Source organism: Paenibacillus sp. NPDC057967 (assembly GCF_042887015.1).
GTDB lineage: Bacteria > Bacillota > Bacilli > Paenibacillales > Paenibacillaceae > Pristimantibacillus.
This window is the reverse complement of record NZ_JBHVQB010000005.1, coordinates 420230-436739: the sequence shown is the minus strand read 5'-3', so window position 1 is coordinate 436739 and position 16510 is coordinate 420230. Positions and strand designations below refer to the sequence as shown.

General features: G+C 44.5%; 10 protein-coding genes. All 10 read right to left on the bottom strand.

Annotation, left to right across the window (positions count from 1 at the left end; genetic code table 11):
- Positions 1 to 128: 128 nt before the first annotated feature.
- Positions 129 to 3539 carry a fibronectin type III domain-containing protein gene (locus ACFVSO_RS15640; protein WP_387475088.1) on the bottom strand — a complete coding sequence of 1137 codons (3411 nt, stop codon included), beginning with the start codon at positions 3537 to 3539 and terminating at the stop codon, positions 129 to 131.
- A gap of 1456 nt (positions 3540 to 4995) precedes the next feature.
- Complete coding sequence (locus tag ACFVSO_RS15635; protein ID WP_387475086.1) at positions 4996 to 7209, bottom strand: hypothetical protein; 2214 nt, start codon at positions 7207 to 7209, stop codon at positions 4996 to 4998.
- A 5-nt stretch (positions 7210 to 7214) separates the two neighbouring features.
- Positions 7215 to 8174: a copper amine oxidase N-terminal domain-containing protein gene (locus tag ACFVSO_RS15630; RefSeq protein WP_387475084.1), complete on the bottom strand. Its 960-nt coding sequence runs from the start codon at positions 8172 to 8174 to the stop codon at positions 7215 to 7217.
- A gap of 300 nt (positions 8175 to 8474) precedes the next feature.
- The gene (locus tag ACFVSO_RS15625) at positions 8475 to 8978 is read right to left on the bottom strand and encodes a hypothetical protein (RefSeq protein WP_387475082.1); all 504 of its coding nucleotides are present in this window, start codon (positions 8976 to 8978) and stop codon (positions 8475 to 8477) included.
- A gap of 113 nt (positions 8979 to 9091) precedes the next feature.
- Positions 9092 to 10789, bottom strand: a complete 1698-nt coding sequence (locus ACFVSO_RS15620; protein WP_387475080.1) for a sigma-70 family RNA polymerase sigma factor — start codon at positions 10787 to 10789, stop codon at positions 9092 to 9094.
- 145 nt (positions 10790 to 10934) lie between these two features.
- Positions 10935 to 12041, bottom strand: a complete 1107-nt coding sequence (rsgA, locus tag ACFVSO_RS15615) for a ribosome small subunit-dependent GTPase A (protein ID WP_387475078.1) — start codon at positions 12039 to 12041, stop codon at positions 10935 to 10937.
- Positions 12042 to 12472: 431 nt separating this feature from the next.
- Complete coding sequence (locus ACFVSO_RS15610) at positions 12473 to 13096, bottom strand: FMN-dependent NADH-azoreductase (RefSeq protein WP_387475076.1); 624 nt, start codon at positions 13094 to 13096, stop codon at positions 12473 to 12475.
- A 211-nt stretch (positions 13097 to 13307) separates the two neighbouring features.
- Positions 13308 to 13745, bottom strand: coding sequence for an RrF2 family transcriptional regulator (locus ACFVSO_RS15605; RefSeq protein ID WP_387475074.1), 438 nt, complete (start codon positions 13743 to 13745; stop codon positions 13308 to 13310).
- Between the two features lie 396 nt (positions 13746 to 14141).
- Entirely contained in the window at positions 14142 to 14369 is a 228-nt protein-coding gene (locus tag ACFVSO_RS15600) for a hypothetical protein (RefSeq protein ID WP_387475072.1), read from the bottom strand.
- A gap of 751 nt (positions 14370 to 15120) precedes the next feature.
- Complete coding sequence (gene melA, locus ACFVSO_RS15595; protein WP_387475070.1) at positions 15121 to 16419, bottom strand: alpha-glucosidase/alpha-galactosidase; 1299 nt, start codon at positions 16417 to 16419, stop codon at positions 15121 to 15123.
- Positions 16420 to 16510: the final 91 nt, after the last annotated feature.

Here is a 16510-nt window from a genome sequence, read left to right as displayed (position 1 = left end):
CCAAGGACATTGAAACCCGCTATTCAAGCGGGGCTTCTTATGTTGACGTGATCATATAGTTGTGCAGGCTAACTTAATAGCTAATATTTTGAGCGGCTGTATCAAACCTTAGAATGAGCATGTGCCCCTCACTTTACACGATGAACTTGGAGATAGCCATTCATATTGCCCCCGATTTGGACGTCAATCTCCTCTCTCTTCACCGTTCCATTGTTGTAATGTGCCATAAAAACGAAAGTTAGCGTGCCGTCCGGCAGGTTCTCGAAGGTTGAATCCCATAGTTCGCCCTTCCATCTGACATGGATATTCCCGGATGCCCTCAGCTCTGTCCGGAATGCACCCATCGTTACCTCAACGCGTTCCGCTCTTGTGGCTGTTCCCGTAGCTGTCGTGCCCGCTTCGAGAATAAACTTCTCTCCTGCCCAGAATACATGGTAACCTCGCGGTGACTCCTTGTTGCCGGATTGTTTTATATTAAAGGCTTGGCGATGCTCATTCCACAGATCCGTATGCTCCACAGCCCCAGTAACGCCTAGCGGCAATACTTGTAATGTTTTCGTAACGATGACAGGAGCTGCTTTCCCGTCGCTAACTGTTAACTTCATCGACCATGTCCCGAGCTGGTTTAATCGTACAACAGGCCCGTTAGCAGGATAAGTATGATTGAAGGTATAGCTGTAAGGAAGCTTAGTGCCTGAGGGACTGGTGAGCTCGTACTGAATGGACAATACATCCTTGTCTTCATCGCTGACATTAGTTTTGAAAGTCACCGTATCTCCTTCATAGATAGGCTGAGGTGACCAATCGAAATCGCCTGTCGGCGGTCGATTCAATACGATATAGAAGTATTTTGGCGCTGAATATGGGCTCCAATCATATCCGTCATACACTTGCACCTCTGCCCGGTATCTTGTATGTTCTGCAAGCCCTGCACTTGATGGTACGTCATGGTAATTCCTCGACGCCGTAACCGATTGAGTATCATAGATGAGCGCTCCATTCTCACGCTTGATCTGCAATCGATACCGTTGTCCGGTATGGCCGTCCGGATCGCTCATCTGCCAAATGATACGCGGCGTTAAAGTATTGAACTCGGTGGCTGTCGCGCTTGTTGCGCCGGTTGGCGTTGTGATCACAACGCTTGGCGGTCGATTATGAACCGTTAAGTTTTGTGTAATCTCCGCAGTCGCTCCATCATTGTCTGTAACAATTTGACGAATATGCCATTGTCCGATTGAGGCAAAGACGCGATCAAAGTCGGCCAGCTGCGTATAGGGTCCCTGTGCACCATTTGGCGGCGTTACAAAGTATTGATGCTTGTCAATATAACCATCCATATCCGTTGCTGTGCTGGTGATCCTTACAATCGTATCGATAAAGGCAGGCGTTGGCATCATCGTAAATCCAGGGATCGGCTTTTGGTTGACGATATGGATTTCTCTCGATTCAATTTCACTCACCGCGCTCAGTTGATCGACTGCCCAATTTTCAAGCAGGTACTTACCTTTTTGGTCAAAAGTGATCGATATATTTTGCTTATCAAACGATCGAATTTGGCCGTCTGGTGCCGTAAGCTTCCAGTAAGACTTCAGGCTGGCAACGTCTTCCGTGTCCTTATCTGTTCGTGTAGACGTGTACGTATAAGGCTCATAGATATAGCCTGTCCAGGTGCCGCTCGTAATGGCCGATACCGGTGCATGATTGAGCACATCGAAGGAATGGGTTTCGTAGGTCGAAGCTCCATGCGGGTCGGAAGCTTTGAGCTGAAGCATCCATGTGCCGACCGCCGCTTTGCCAAGTCCTCGATCGCGGATCCGGAATGACAAGTCCTTGGTTGTTCCCATTGCAAATTCCTTAGAGCCATAAATGAGCGTCCATTGATAGCTGACAGGATCGCCGTCCCTGTCCGGGTTAATAGTACGGTTAATAGCCTTGTTCAGATCGTCCCGATAAACCGGCTCTAGCGAATCGAACTGCGCAATTGGCGGATGGTTCACAATATCCATAAAGTCCGTATATGTATTAGACCACAAAGGCTCTGCCACGCGCGGGTGATCCTTTACGCGGAGCGTGATGGTGTATTTGCCAAGAGCCGGTAAACCTTGCTGCGCTGCATACTGTTTAATGAGCGTGCTTGACGGTTTGTTGGAACCCTGATAAAGCTGTACGCTGCCTTTCTTCACTGTCCATACCCTTTGCCCGATCGGATCGTTGTCCGGGTCATAAGATTGGTCCAAGAACGTCGCCGTACCGTTTAAGGATATTGTTTTGTTGTCAATCGTAAAGAGCGCAACCGGCGGCCTGTTAAATGGATTCGTGGATACGAAACGAATCGTCTCCGGCGACCACGCGCCGTCCAAGTCCTTGACTCTTAAAGAAATAAAATAATCTGTGTTCGGATTTAGCACGCTTGACGCTTGGCCGTCTGTCCAACCGGCATCGTCTACGCGCTTCCACTTCCATACCTTTTGAATAACGCCTCGATCGGGATAGGAATAACGATCAAGGTCATAGGATAAGTCTGTAATTGTTAGCTTGCGAGTTGGATCAACAATGGCCTTGAAGTCGGCCACAGGCGCACGATGCACGTACACAACCATTCGCGAAAGTGAATCCTTGCTCCACTGACGATATTCATCAAATAGCGGATTCGCAGAGGGATTGTCTTGTACTTGGGCTACGATTTCATACATGCCGACCTTCGTAAAATGCTTGATCGGCTCCAGCATATATTGGCCTGTCCCTTCGAGCATCCCCATGTTGTTCTCGTAAATATTCGGGTCATGCGTGGTTCGCCAGCGTTCCGTTCGCTTCGGATCGGATTCGGCATCCTCGTAATACGTCTGAACGGCAATTTCTGATGAATACTCCCCTGTGGCTGGATCTGCATTCAGTACGATATAGTTAGTTAGCTTTTTGACATTCGTAATCGCCGTACCCTTGATGTAGTTTATCGTGCTCGTGACAGCAGAAATTAAATTAATGTTGTCATAGAAGGCTCCCCATTTATTGTTAGAAGCGACGATGTTATTGAGGGTCGTTCGATTCGTCATGCTGCCAATGCCTAAGAAGTGAGCGTTATACTCTTTCAATGTTGTAATGGTATCGTCATAGACCAGTTCATCGTCCAGCGCTGGCATCAACGGACTATGGACATAGGCAATATAGTTGTTCTTGTTGTAATCCCAATGAGCCAGGTATAGCAGCTCCTGCAGGTTCTTCCGATCTGCCTTGATGACCTGCATGTTCACGCGAATGTTCGCAAGCCGCAGGTCGATTAGGCGTTGGTTGAATCGATTGCGGATTTCCTGCTCGGTATAAGGCGTGTCACCGATAATCACATGCAAGTTGACTTCTCTCCGGTCGGTGATGAAGCTGCTGAGATCGGAGAAAGCCGTTTTCAAGTTCCCGTTATTGAAGAAGGTTCCGTTGTGGCCAATGTTCTCCAGCAGCCTATAGATTTGATCCTGATTGGATGGTGTACCAAGTCCGATGAAGGACATATTGTGTTGCGTGAGCAATGCCGCAATTTCGCCCATGCCACTTGCTCGGGCAATGGTGTTCAGGGAAATGTCGTCTACCCGCACATAAATCTTTTCAGCATCAGGCCTCAATGGAGCTTCAGCGATAATATCTTGGATCGTGCGAGTGTTCGAATTGTACCAGTGAGGATATCTCAGAATACTATTGAGTCTAAAGTTAGCAATTTTCTTTTCCTCACCTGTATCAACATTTAGTATTCTAAGGCCGTAACCGGTTCTATCATCCCCATGGCTGTAAATAATATTTGAGCCTTGTATACTGTTTATACTTACCATGTTAGATGAACCAGGATACTGAAACGAAATTGGACGAAGAGAGTTGGGATCGTAAACATCCTCCATAATCCAATATGTTCTGGTGAAGTCAACAAACACCTCTTTCGGCCACATCAATAATAACCGACCATCATCCAGAGCCCGAAAATCATAGATATAAGGCAATTTCTCTAATATCTTGGTCTTAGAATCATCTTCTTGGTTGTAAACCCATATATCGTACGTGGAAGATGAATTTCCCGGTGTTTTTACCGACCAAAAAAATAAACCATCGCGCGATAGCTGCATCGATTTATCTACATTCGAACTTCCTAAAGATATCTGTTGCTGTTGTGGTGTCCGGTAGTTTTTTAGAACATATAAGCTTTTGCTCGTTTCATTCCAGAAGTGATATTGATAATAATAATTGTTTTTGCCCATAATTAGGTTCTTTGAATTTTCAGATGGTGACTGAGAGACTATCCTCTCAGAGTCCGGAAAAGTAACTTTATTGTAACTAGCATTCGGATCAACCTTATAATTTTGCCAATTTATACGATAAGTTCCTGACCAAATCGGATGACCGCCGGTTAAAACATAGATATTACCATCCGGTGCAACTACCCAATCGCCATAAGATTCAGTTGTATTGGGTACGGAATTAAAAAGTTTACTTTGAGGATCTAGTACCCCCATATAACCCTGATGATAGTTCATAAGGATCAAACCATTAGGTAACACCATGCCTCCAGCTTCTACGGCTCCTGCTACGACTAAAGAAGTTTCATCCGTGATCAAATCGTATTTATATAAATCCGAAGTGCGACTACCAGGCTGTCCATTACTACCTGTAAAATAGATGGCATTATTCCCTTCGTTAGACTCGTCGACTATGACGTTATAATCGACGCCGGATGCTTGCAGGGCTGGGATAAGCAACTCGTTCACCCGACTCTGCACCTCATTCTTTTTATACTTGGTATTGCCTACATCCACGATTACGTCTACTTTCTTCTTTTCCTTCACTTCGAAGTCGACGAATGGAGCTAAGTTCTTGACCTCTGTATCTATAGGGCTCGCGCTTACGGAAGGCAAAAAAAGCGTAATGATTAATATCCATATCAGTATGAGTGTAAAAGAAAAGGGCCTGCGTTTAATCAGGCCCTCTTGGGCAAGTGGTTTGTACATATGATCTCCTTCATTCCCATGTTTGGCTTCGACGACGGTCATCTGCCGTAACAAAAGCCGGAATAGTCTCCTGACCAAATTCTTCTATCGTTTCTTTATGAAATTGATACTTTCCCACATGATCGGCATAATAGATAACTTCCTTTGCATCGCCTTCGTAAATCAGCTTGCGCTGTTCTCTGAATATTCCGTCATTATTAGCATCAAAGATAACATACCATTTTCCCCAGGCAACAATGTCTCCATCTGGAGAATAAGAATTGTCTTTTAATACAAACTTCGCTCTATTCATATGTTTGGGATCACGGTATTCAATCATGGACTCAGCCGATATGACCGTAACAGGCGGCAGGTCGGGTTTAATGGTCACAATGCGCGAAGTGCTGTCCTTGTAACCAGCCGTATTTTCGACACTGATACTAACGATATAATCCCCAGGCTGCTTAAATAGCACATCAAAGCTGCTCCTGCCATTTAAACTGCCGCTATATTTGATCATGCTCTGAGGTATATCATCATACAACGATTTAATTGTCCATTTGGTTTTACTTTCGACAACCGGATAACGTGATGAGGTAAAAGAAAATTCGGAAAAAGTAACTTTTCGATTTTCTTTAAGCGTTCCAGACTGAAAGATATTGGCCTTAACGAATGGTTCAGTAACGACTAGACTATGCTGCGCACAGTCTCGCTCACCGTCATTATCCCAAACACAAAGCTGTACTTTCTGTGGACCAAGTTTGTTGTAATAGATTTCTCCAGCAGGAACATCAAAAAGACTGCCGATCGCATTCGGCGTATTCCATACATACTTTTCAATTGTGCCGTCCGGATCGTAGGAGCTTGTACCATCAAGTGTGATATCGTCACCAAGCATGACCTCGGTTGGCGCATTGATAATGGCAACTGGCCCCAAGCCCTTAACAGGCGGGTCAGGCGCTTTCTCCTTGTACACATTGGTGGAAGCATGAATTTTGCCCGTGTCCATACATTTACCGTTTACAGGATCAACATAATACGAGCTTGGTTTATAACAAGCTCTTACACGCCCAATATACACTTCATCATGTGAGTTCTTGTTTGTCATCCTAGAGGCCGGTATGACAAAATCAAAGGTCTTACTGATCTTCATGTTTCTGTTTGCAGGAATCGCTTTGGCTTCAAACTTTTGATCACCGAGCTCGTTGTTTAAATACACATCGTAGTAATCAATTGCTCCGGGATCTTTAATGTCTGATATTTCAGCATTAATGGTAACCTTAACTTTTACATCCTTGTTCTCGAAGCGAACACTATTAGGATCAGGTTGTACTTCTCCTGAAATATAAGCTGTTGCAGTTTTGGCGTAATTAAATGTGATTGTACCGCCGTAAGTATAGTTTTCATATTCTGCTTCTGCTTGAAGATAATATTGCAAATTGAATGGATAACCGTAACATTGGGCATGACCCGTATAAAACTCTGGTTTAGATGCTGGAATTTGGTTCTTATCTGAGAATGGATAGAATTCCGCTTTGTACTGTAACGCCAATCTTGGATTTTTCGGGTCATAATCCTTTAATCCTAGTGCAGTATGCTTATTCATCGAAGATGAATGAGTTTTAGGCGGAATAATGACCGTATTTTTTTTCACGAATTTTGCATCAACAGTTTCACCTTTATTGTTGAGCCATACTGCAGGGTGATTATTGAGGTCTATATTTATGTATCCCACTATTTCTGCCATTTGCTCATATGGTGGGTAATACGTTGGCAGGGAAGCAGCTGCCTCCCGAAAATAGTCTTTTCTAAATTGAGAATGTGTATCGGTACTGAAACTGTTTATCTGCCACTTCCGACCATCACTATACCGGCAAAATGCATTACCTGGAGTTTTTTCAAACACCATGCCTTTTCCATTGAATGCAGAGTCAAAGCCTTTGACTGTTTCTTTAACTTGTTTCTTTTCTCCTGCGATCACGACATTTATTGTTTTAATATTTGCATCTGATTTAAACGCAACAATTCTGCCTTTACCTTTTAGAGAATAGCCACTTGGTATAATAGTTCCGGCTTCTTTGGGCCACTCAATTGCAAGTTCAATTTGAGCCTCTTTATCAGATGATGAATCCGCTATAAAATAGGTGCTTTGCAAAGTCGTATTAGCATTTACAGTGGGGTTAGTAATTAAAAGAAGAGACGATAAAACACTAAATAGTAAGATCAAAGTTAATGTCTTCTTCAATGCAGTTATTCCTTTCCAACCGCAATTAATTCACTCGATGTTACATTATTATAAGTTAAGAAAACTCCAATCGTGTCAAATGACTTCTCACTTAAATAGTCAATCTGAACATTAGTGCTCATAATTAATTCACCTGGTTTAAGAATCCAACCATCCAGTATTTCGGTATTATTCATCGTTCCATAAGTAATAGAACTAGAGTTTAGTGAACGTCCATTAGTTTCACTTGTAGCTATAAACCACCCAACTTTTTCATTTAAGTCTAGCCCATCATATCTAATTGTTTTTTTGGATGTATTCTCCAGTGTGATCTTGCTCATTACAATATACTTTGCGCGAGAAAAATACTGGAGATTATATTTTTTATGGAGATCCCTTGCTTCCTTTGAGTCTGCTTTATACAAATAAACATCATGTACAGTTAACTTCAAACCAGCAGCTTCCAGAATAATAGGGAAATTCGTGACAACCTTCAATTCCTTAAATGCACTCAAATTATGCTTCCCCACCGAAGGATCATCCGACGTAATCAGTACTGTCCTCGTCTTATCATCAAAATCAATCCCAGCCCCAAGTGACTCCGCAATAAAGCGCAACGGTATAAACACACGTCCGTTCTTCAACTCCGCAACGGTGTCCATGGTAACCGTCTTACCATTCACTCTGAGCTCCTGCTGCCCTACTGTAATGACGATGACCGTCTTGTTTTTCTCCATGGTCACCGTACGGGCTTGGTCATCCCACTCGATATGGTCATCAAGCACGCCAAGCGCGTTACCGACCAGACGTACGGAACCCATTGTGCGATAATCTTTATTAATATAAGGCTGAGGCTCTCCAGCGGGTGTCACGAATACAGTTCCGTTAATCTTGATTTGCGGCACTTTGCCTGAGGCACCTGCAGCGGGAACCATCAGTACGCTCATTAATAGGAAAAAAGCTACTACATACGTCATCTTCTTCATGTCATTCACTCCAATCGTTAAAATGATATATGCTCTCAACCTCGCATGTTACACCTAAGAGAAAACCACTGACCCTTATATATCGACATATTGTTCCATCATTGTCAATCATCAGCGCAAATTCTCTCATGTTTAATCTCTACCAAATCAACAAAGCGCTCATCATAGACGCAAAAAAGCACCAAACACATAGGAAAATAAATCCCTATCCGCTCGGTGCTTCCGAAATCGACTTAGTAGATATTCATTGACGATATCGTAACACTTCTGGAGAAATTTGTCGATAGTGTATCGAACAATTTATTTGAATGTGGTGGAGCTCTTCACGAGTACAGAATCATATTGATGATAATCCATTCTTCTTTCAAACATTTTCTCATTATTTAATGTAAAGCTATCCATGCGCAGCCCCTTGCCTTCCTCCAACAATACTATGGCTTTATGGGAGCCGCGGTTCTCTATCCAAAACTTAAGCTTACCGCTCAAATAATTGTTGTATAAAAAATAGGTATCGTCGCCGCGCTTAACGACCAGCTGCCAATGATGGCGTTCATTCCACAAGTATTGGCCGGGCTTACTCTGGTCCTCGACAGGTGCCGGATCAATGTACATACGAATCTGCTCCAGTTCCCCGTCGCCATCCAAGTCCTGATGCATACTGTCCGCCAGAAAAGCGTCCTCATTAATTGGTGCAAACTCCGCTTTAATTTTCACACTATCATTGGAAGAGTTAGAGGCGACACATCCCACACTTGAGATAAGAACTAGGAGCAGCATCGCCAGCCTGGACACGATCTTCATCATCTTCCCCCTATCTCCTTTTAAAGTTGAAATAATTAAATAGATCCAACAATTAACTCTATTGTATATAATCGGACAGCTCATTAGAAGAAACGCGTTTGAAAAAACACCATGAATCAGTACATCAGCATTTGCAACCGATCCCGCCATTTCGCTAATACGATGAACCCATCCTGCTCCGCTGCCTTGGCTTGTTGGAGCAAGGAGATGGCTTTCTGGACTGCCTGCTCGTTCTTCGGATCACCGCCCATCGGGAATGGGAATAAGTTAGATAGCTCATTCAACGCATGGGCCGTTAACTTGTAGCAAGTCCACGCACTCTCTAACAACTCACGGTCCTGTTCAAAATCCGGCTCATCCAACAGACCTTGAAGAAAATCCCTGGCGAAGCCGCGAAGCTCTGCGTATACCGCTGCGTTGTAGGCATTGAAGAACGGGACAATCCTGTCTCCACGAAAAGCCTCCATCCATGCATCATAGGCGGAAAACCCGCGCACAAGCGCGCCATCGCCCGAATTACGTGATTCCTCCGAATACCCATACTCAAGAACGGCATCCAGCAGACGCAACAGCGCGGATTTACGATCGACAGGACGCTCCTCTTGAATGGCGATAAGTCCGATCTCCGATGTTTTACCTTTGCCAATCTGCTCATATGGCACTTCGCCTTCCTGAAGCTTATCGAGCGCAGTCAGCTTCTGCTCATGATCATCGTAGCCATAAACCATGCCATATTCCGCATGAAACAGATCCCAGACCATAACCGGAAGTCCGCGATCAATCGATTTTTGTGCCGTTTGAATGACATCCGTAACGATATTCGGCTGCGCCGGAAGATAAGTCAGCACTTTAAACTCAAAACCTAAGTTCGTAAGCAGTCGATGAAAGGATGGATCACCAGCAAGTGTGAACGGACCTCCGATATGTACGGTTTCCTTAATAATATGGAGGCTGAACGCTTGACCCGTCAACGCATTCACTTCCGCAAGCGACAGGTTCTTTTGATTTGTATACTGCAGCATTCCCCATAAGCAATACGTAACCGAAGGTCTCGCTCCTAGAAAATGACTGTCCCCTATCCGCTGGGTGTAAATATTCGGTCGTCCAAGTAATCGAAAGGAAGTGGCCTTCTCGTCTCTTCGCCTGATCAAATGCTCCTGTATATACACGCGAATACGCTCTTGCTGAAGCTTCTGCCGTGTTCTTGCAATCGATTTGTAGACACTGCTCATGGTCATATCGAACAAAGCCGCAATTTCCTGCGGGGAGAGCTGCCGGAAGAAATAAGCTTCGAATATACCGCGTTCCCGCGGCTTAAGACAGGTAAAAAGATTCAGAATCGTCTCCATGGTCTCCTGGCGGACGATTTGCTCCTCCGGGTTAGAGGCAGACTCCGTCTCCTGTATTCTGACGCTCATCATGTAAGTCATGATGCTCTCCACATCTTCCCAGTCCACTTGGTTGGAAGAGGAGCGCTTTGCCAGGCTCGTGAAGGGCTGCTCATGACGATACGCTCCGCCTCGCCGCAGCTTCATCATCGCCTGGTTGCGCACAATGCGGTGAAGCCAGGGAAGAAAACGAGTGACATCTACTAACGTCCCGAGATGTACAAAAGCTTTCATTAGCGCTTCCTGTACAATATCCTCCGCAAGATACGGATCCTGAGCAAGACTCTTCGCCCAATTATGGGCTTTCGCTCGATGGCGGCGAACCAGTTCGCTGAAGGCATCCTGGTCGCCGCTCTGCGCCCGCTCGATTAGCTCGCTTTCGTCGTCTTCTGAATGGAAGGACGCTCCGATTATAATTTCCTTCATGGTCATGCCACTCCTCATCAAGATTTGGTGATCTATCTGATTGATGCCATGAAAGCAAACAATTGGACATAACCAAGCGATTAAATAACCTTATTCGTCTTTTTCTTCCAAAAATCCTCTATTTGCGAGTCAATTCGAATGGAAATCAGTCCCCCCAATCCTCCATCATGCTCCGGCTATGGCCGCGCGATCGGGAAGTTTTCGACGCCGATTGCTTCCTGTCTCGCTGCCGCAGCGTGGAATTCTCCTTCCGGGCTAGTCTTGCCAGCTCGCGTTCCGTTTTCTTGTAATTGCTGTATCTGTCGCCATCCAATTCGCCGCTGCGAATGGCTGCCTGAACTGCACAGCCCGCTTCCCCCTCATGCTTACAGTCGCGGAATCGGCATTGGCCAGCCAAGTCTTCAATATCTGAAAAAGCTTGCTGCCAGCCTTCCTCGGAATCCCAAAGCTGAAGCTCCCGCATACCCGGCGTATCCATCATCAACGCGCCGCTTGGAAGCAGGAACAGCTCGCGGTGTGTCGTCGTATGTCTGCCTCTTGCATCGCTTTCCCGAATGCCTGAAGTCGATTGCCATTCATCCTCCGCCAGCCAGTTCAGAAGTGTCGACTTGCCGACTCCCGAGGAACCCGTTACAGCAACCGTTTTGCCAGGCTTCAAATAGCTCAGTAGCGCGTCCTTCCCTTGATCCTCCAAAGCACTAACCATATGCACAGCTACGCCCGGAGCAACATCCTCCACCTCTGTTATATACCGCTCGGGATTTTCGCACAGATCCGACTTCGTAAGCAGGACAACAGGCGTTGCTCCGCTCTCCCAAGCGGCAATCAGATACCGTTCCAGCTTACGTACATTAAAGTCGCCATTCATAGCTAATGTAATGAACAAATAGTCCATGTTGGCACCAATAATTTGCTCATCCGGGATCGATCCGGCAACCTTGCGCGCCATCGACGATTGTCTGGGTAAGACAGCTTGAATCACAGCCCGAGGCGGAGTTTCATCCAGCATATCGGCCATAACCCAGTCGCCTACAGCAGGGAAATCTCCCTTGCCCGTTGCTTGAAATTCGAATCGGCCGGATACATTCGCCAGTCGTTCACCAGTCGATGTGATTACCTTGTAGGCATGTGAATATTGGGCGATGACCCTTGCTGGAGCTGCATTTCCGAGCTTTTCGGAGCAGGCGGCGCTTTTATTGCTCCATTGTTCATTCCAGCCGAATGCTTGCAAATCTGTAAGTTGAGTAGTCATTTCATTTCTCCTTTTAGTTAAAAATAAACACGAAAAACCGCAGGAAATACTCCTGCGGCGGCATCAAAAAACCGCAGTAAGCCTAATTTCGGCTCTCCTGCGGCTGTTAGCTTAAAAATAAGTTAAATCCATTGCTCATGATGAATACGAGCAACAAACGACGGTCTTTTTAGCTAATAGAATGCATAGATCTATAGGGGCCGAAGCATATTGAGTTTCTGGAGCGAACGATTGTCATGTTCAAGTTTCTCATATCTAACAGCCTCCTCGGGTTTCGTTGATTTTTATTATAGGTCTGCAGCCCGCTGATGTCTAACAACAACATAGCTATAGTTATTCTTTACCAATGTACAACAAAAAAACCGCGAAAATCGCGGTTTTTTGATCTTGGGTTTATGAGTGCATAAAGAAGTCCGTACATTCAGGCAAAATTAGAATGATGCCGCAACTTTAGCTGTTTCAGCCAATCCGTCTGCAATAATTTCAGCCGTTTTGTCCTGGAATTGATTATGGCCTTCAATTACGACCACTTCAGGTTTAATGCCGAACAATCCGAAAGCACCGAGAAGCGGTCTAACAGCGGACTCCACTTCAGCCATTGGACCGGAAGAGTATACGCCGCCGCGAGCATTCAGCAATGCTACTTTTTTGTCGCCGACAAGTCCAACCGGACCTTCTGCTGTATACTTAAATGTTTTGCCTGCTTGCGCAATGTACGACATGTAGCTGGTCAATGGTGCAGGAGCTACATAGTTCCAAAGCGGGAATGCAATGACAATTTTGTCCGCTGCCAGGAACTGCTCCAGAAGACGGTTCGCTGTCTCCGCTGCCGCTTGCTCGCTAGGCGTCAAGTCGAAGCCTTGGTTTTGCTTGAACGTTCCTGTAATCGCCTCGTTGCCGTAGTATGGAAGATGCTCCTGGAATAGATCCAGCTCGGAAACCGAGTCAGAAGGGTTAGCCTCCTTGTATTGTTTCAGGAATGTATCGTACATCTTCACGCTTACCGCTTGCTCGCTCGGGCGGTTGTTAGCTTTAATAAATAGAACGTTTGCCATGGTTATTTGCTCCTTCATCCTAAGTTCATCCTTATAATGTGCCTATCCAAAGCACATTATAAAGCATCGTTTTTCTAATTGCAACTAATAGAAGCACACTAATTTAAGGAAAGTAGCTTATTTATCGTTATTAACAGATTTTTCGTCACATTTTCATCATAATTTCATCTAGAATGAAAAAAACGCATCTGCCGTGGGGCAAATGCGCTTCTCAAAGCGTGCAATGATCAATTCGTTTGGCTACATCATCGATTGTATATTTTCGCAAGTAATTGATGGTATGTTGTTCGGTTTCGAACAGGATTTTTTCAAGCTCCATATCCAGCTGCTCCCCCGCATCGCCGCATTGCATCTCCAATTCGATCTCCGAGGCTTCCCGATTGACAGCGTAATAAATATCACCGAGCGTAATCTCATTCGGGCATTTAAGTAGAGCATAACCGCCCTCTCGCCCGCCTTTGGATTCGACGATCCCGGCTGTGGCAAGCGATTGCAGCACTCGGCGCATGAAGGTCGCATGCGACTTGACCAGGCAAGCAATTCTGGCGCTGGATAACACACCACCGCTCTTTGCAAGCCAAATGACCGCATGAACGGCTATCTTGAATCGTGGCGGTCCAATATGGATTCCGCGGTTCGTAATACTCATTCCACTACGCTCCTTTGTCTCGCTTAGGCGCTTGATGGCCTGCCATTAGTTCTTAATTCCTATTATATAATGAAATGACTAAGTTAACATAGTAATATTCATGGTAACAAGTTCGCATTGTGATTATAATATATCATGATGATATAACCAACTGTATCAACATAAACTTAGTTTTGTATAACATTATCTACAAAAAACAACTAACGAGGTGCAATATCGAACTTTATGCTTCTTCCTTTTTCAAGATTTTTATAGAAAAATTAAGCCTTAAGGGTGCAAACCCTTAAGGCTATGATAATATCTTAAAACGTTATTGACTCAAATTTCATCTTTTCACGTGACCAAATTTTTATAACCTTTCGGTCATTTCTAACTAATTTGTAGTTTTCCCATTCTTTAATAACCAAATTCCACTATTATTTCTTGTTCAGTTAGTGATATCGGTGAGTAATCCACTTTTCCATGAAGTGTTTTTTTATTTATATGCTCGTAACTATCATATTCCACAAAACACTCCGAGCATCTAAAATTAATATCTTTGGAAATACTATTTCTTTTTATTTCTACCCAACCTTGTCCACACACTTCACACCAATCAACTTTGTGTTCAAATCTCTCAATCATTGTTATCTCCTTATAGGGACATCAGATAGGGAATGCTGTTATTATCTGATTGTCATGTTAACTACAATTCTAACTTTATTCAATTGCCTACCATCTCCATACTTACCTCCTTGAACACCAGCATTATTATATGAAACATCGTAATACCAGTTCCGGTTAGCCGGCCACCTTCGTCATATTTATAATCTACTTCGATAGTCTGTTGAAGGAAGCATATTAATAATTCGCATTGCTTGACAGCATATTTAGAAAGCTATCTGTGGCTAAATGAAGCTCGAATGGTTCTTCCATCTTACGTATAAGTCTCATTAAATATTGAAGAAGTCAATATTCAATTCATATGGTCGTAGGCAAAAGTGAACGACTCTGTTACACCTTCGTCAACAAACTCTACTCTTTTATTGATGTTCCCGTTAACATCATAACCATAATCGAATTTCTTTAAAATGAAGCCAGAGCTATTGAGATGTACTAATTCATTTAGCGCTTACCATTAAAAATATGAATAGTTATAATCATGGGTCAATTAGCTTAACATATTTCAGGAAGACCATTTGAAATATACATATATTTATACTGTTTGATGAATCACCCACCTTCAGATTCTTTTTCTCGCTTTTCTATCAGGAGAAAATACCTGCAGCCAACAAAACACAAAACAACCCGCAAAAAGTCACTTTTTCCAAAGTGTCCTTCTTACGGGGTCAGTTCACTCTTAACGATTTCAGAAGGTTCTTCTTCCGTAAACTCCTTATTTATACTTAGGCAGCCAATCGCCATGTGCTTCAATAAGATCGTCACACATGGCCACAATATCATCCAGTGACAGTTCAGCTGACGTATGGGGATCAAGCATTGCTGCATGATAAATGTGCTCGCGCTTGCCTGTAATTGCAGCTTCAATCGTAAGCAACTGTGTATTAATGTTCGTTCGGTTCAAAGCAGCACATTGCGGTGGCAGATTGCCTACATAAGTTGGCGTTACGCCGTTGCGGTCAACCAGACATGGCACCTCTACGCAAGCTTCCTTCGGCAGATTGGTAATAAGGCCCGTATTCATGACATTGCCGCCGATTTTGAATGGAACATCCCTCTCCATCGCTTCAAAAATATAAGATGCATACTCATGCGTGCGCACATGCTCCAGATTCTTGTCGTGAACGAGCGATTCGCGCATCTCAGCCCAATGCTGAATTTGGTTGATACAGCGGCGCGGATATTCGTCCAGCGGAATGTTGAAGCGGTCGATCAGCTCTGGATAGCTCTTCTTAATGAAGTATGGATGATACTCGGCATTGTGCTCGGAAGACTCTGTAATATAGTAGCCGAACTTAAGCATCATTTCGTAGCGGACCATATCATGATGCTTTTCCTTCTGCTTCTCTGCTGCACGGCGTTTAATATCCGGGTACAAATCGACGCCGTCTCTGCTCACTTCAAGCAGCCAAGCCATATGGTTGATGCCTGCGATTTTCCACTTTACATCTTGGTCCTCCATGCCAAGGTCATGAAGAATGCCTGGTACGCATACTTGAACGCTATGGCATAGACCAACTGTATTCACACCGCCATACGTATTCAAAACATTCGTGAGCACGGCCATTGGATTCGTGTAGTTGAGGAACAAGGCATCCGGACACACCTCATTCATATCGCGTGCAAAATCAAGCATGACCGGAATTGTACGCAAATTGCGGAATATCCCGCCGATGCCCACCGTGTCGGCGATCGTTTGGCGTAAGCCATACTTCTTCGGAATTTCGAAGTCCGTAATGGTACAAGGATCATATCCGCCGACTTGAATGGCGTTAACGACATACTTGGCGTCTCTAAGCGCTTCTTTGCGGTCGGAATAAGACTTAATGCTGCATGTGCTGCCGCAGTTCTTCTTCATATTAAGCAGCATCATCTCGGAATCACGCAGTCGCTCGGCATCAATTTCAAACAGTGCGATCTCAAACCCTTGCAGAGCTGGTGTCAGCATTACGTCACCGAGCACGTTTTTGGCAAACACGGTACTTCCCGCTCCGATAAAAGTAATTTTGGACATGGTTATACGTCCTCCTCATATGGCTAATAGTGATTTCCTGTACTCCTCATAACACTTTCAGTATAAGTTCTGAAACCGTTGATTCATATGG

Bases quoted from the DNA above. Each gene is read 5' to 3' on its own strand.
- ACFVSO_RS15640 (WP_387475088.1), bottom strand. From the start codon at position 3,539: ATGGGCGAAATTGCGGCATTGCTCACGCAACACAATATGTCCTTCATC.
- ACFVSO_RS15630 (WP_387475084.1), bottom strand. From the start codon at position 8,174: ATGAAGAAGATGACGTATGTAGTAGCTTTTTTCCTATTAATGAGCGTA.
- ACFVSO_RS15625 (WP_387475082.1), bottom strand. From the start codon at position 8,978: ATGATGAAGATCGTGTCCAGGCTGGCGATGCTGCTCCTAGTTCTTATC.
- ACFVSO_RS15620 (WP_387475080.1), bottom strand. From the start codon at position 10,789: ATGAAGGAAATTATAATCGGAGCGTCCTTCCATTCAGAAGACGACGAA.
- rsgA (WP_387475078.1), bottom strand. From the start codon at position 12,041: ATGACTACTCAACTTACAGATTTGCAAGCATTCGGCTGGAATGAACAA.
- ACFVSO_RS15610 (WP_387475076.1), bottom strand. From the start codon at position 13,096: ATGGCAAACGTTCTATTTATTAAAGCTAACAACCGCCCGAGCGAGCAA.
- ACFVSO_RS15605 (WP_387475074.1), bottom strand. From the start codon at position 13,745: ATGAGTATTACGAACCGCGGAATCCATATTGGACCGCCACGATTCAAG.
- ACFVSO_RS15600 (WP_387475072.1), bottom strand. From the start codon at position 14,369: ATGATTGAGAGATTTGAACACAAAGTTGATTGGTGTGAAGTGTGTGGA.
- melA (WP_387475070.1), bottom strand. From the start codon at position 16,419: ATGTCCAAAATTACTTTTATCGGAGCGGGAAGTACCGTGTTTGCCAAA.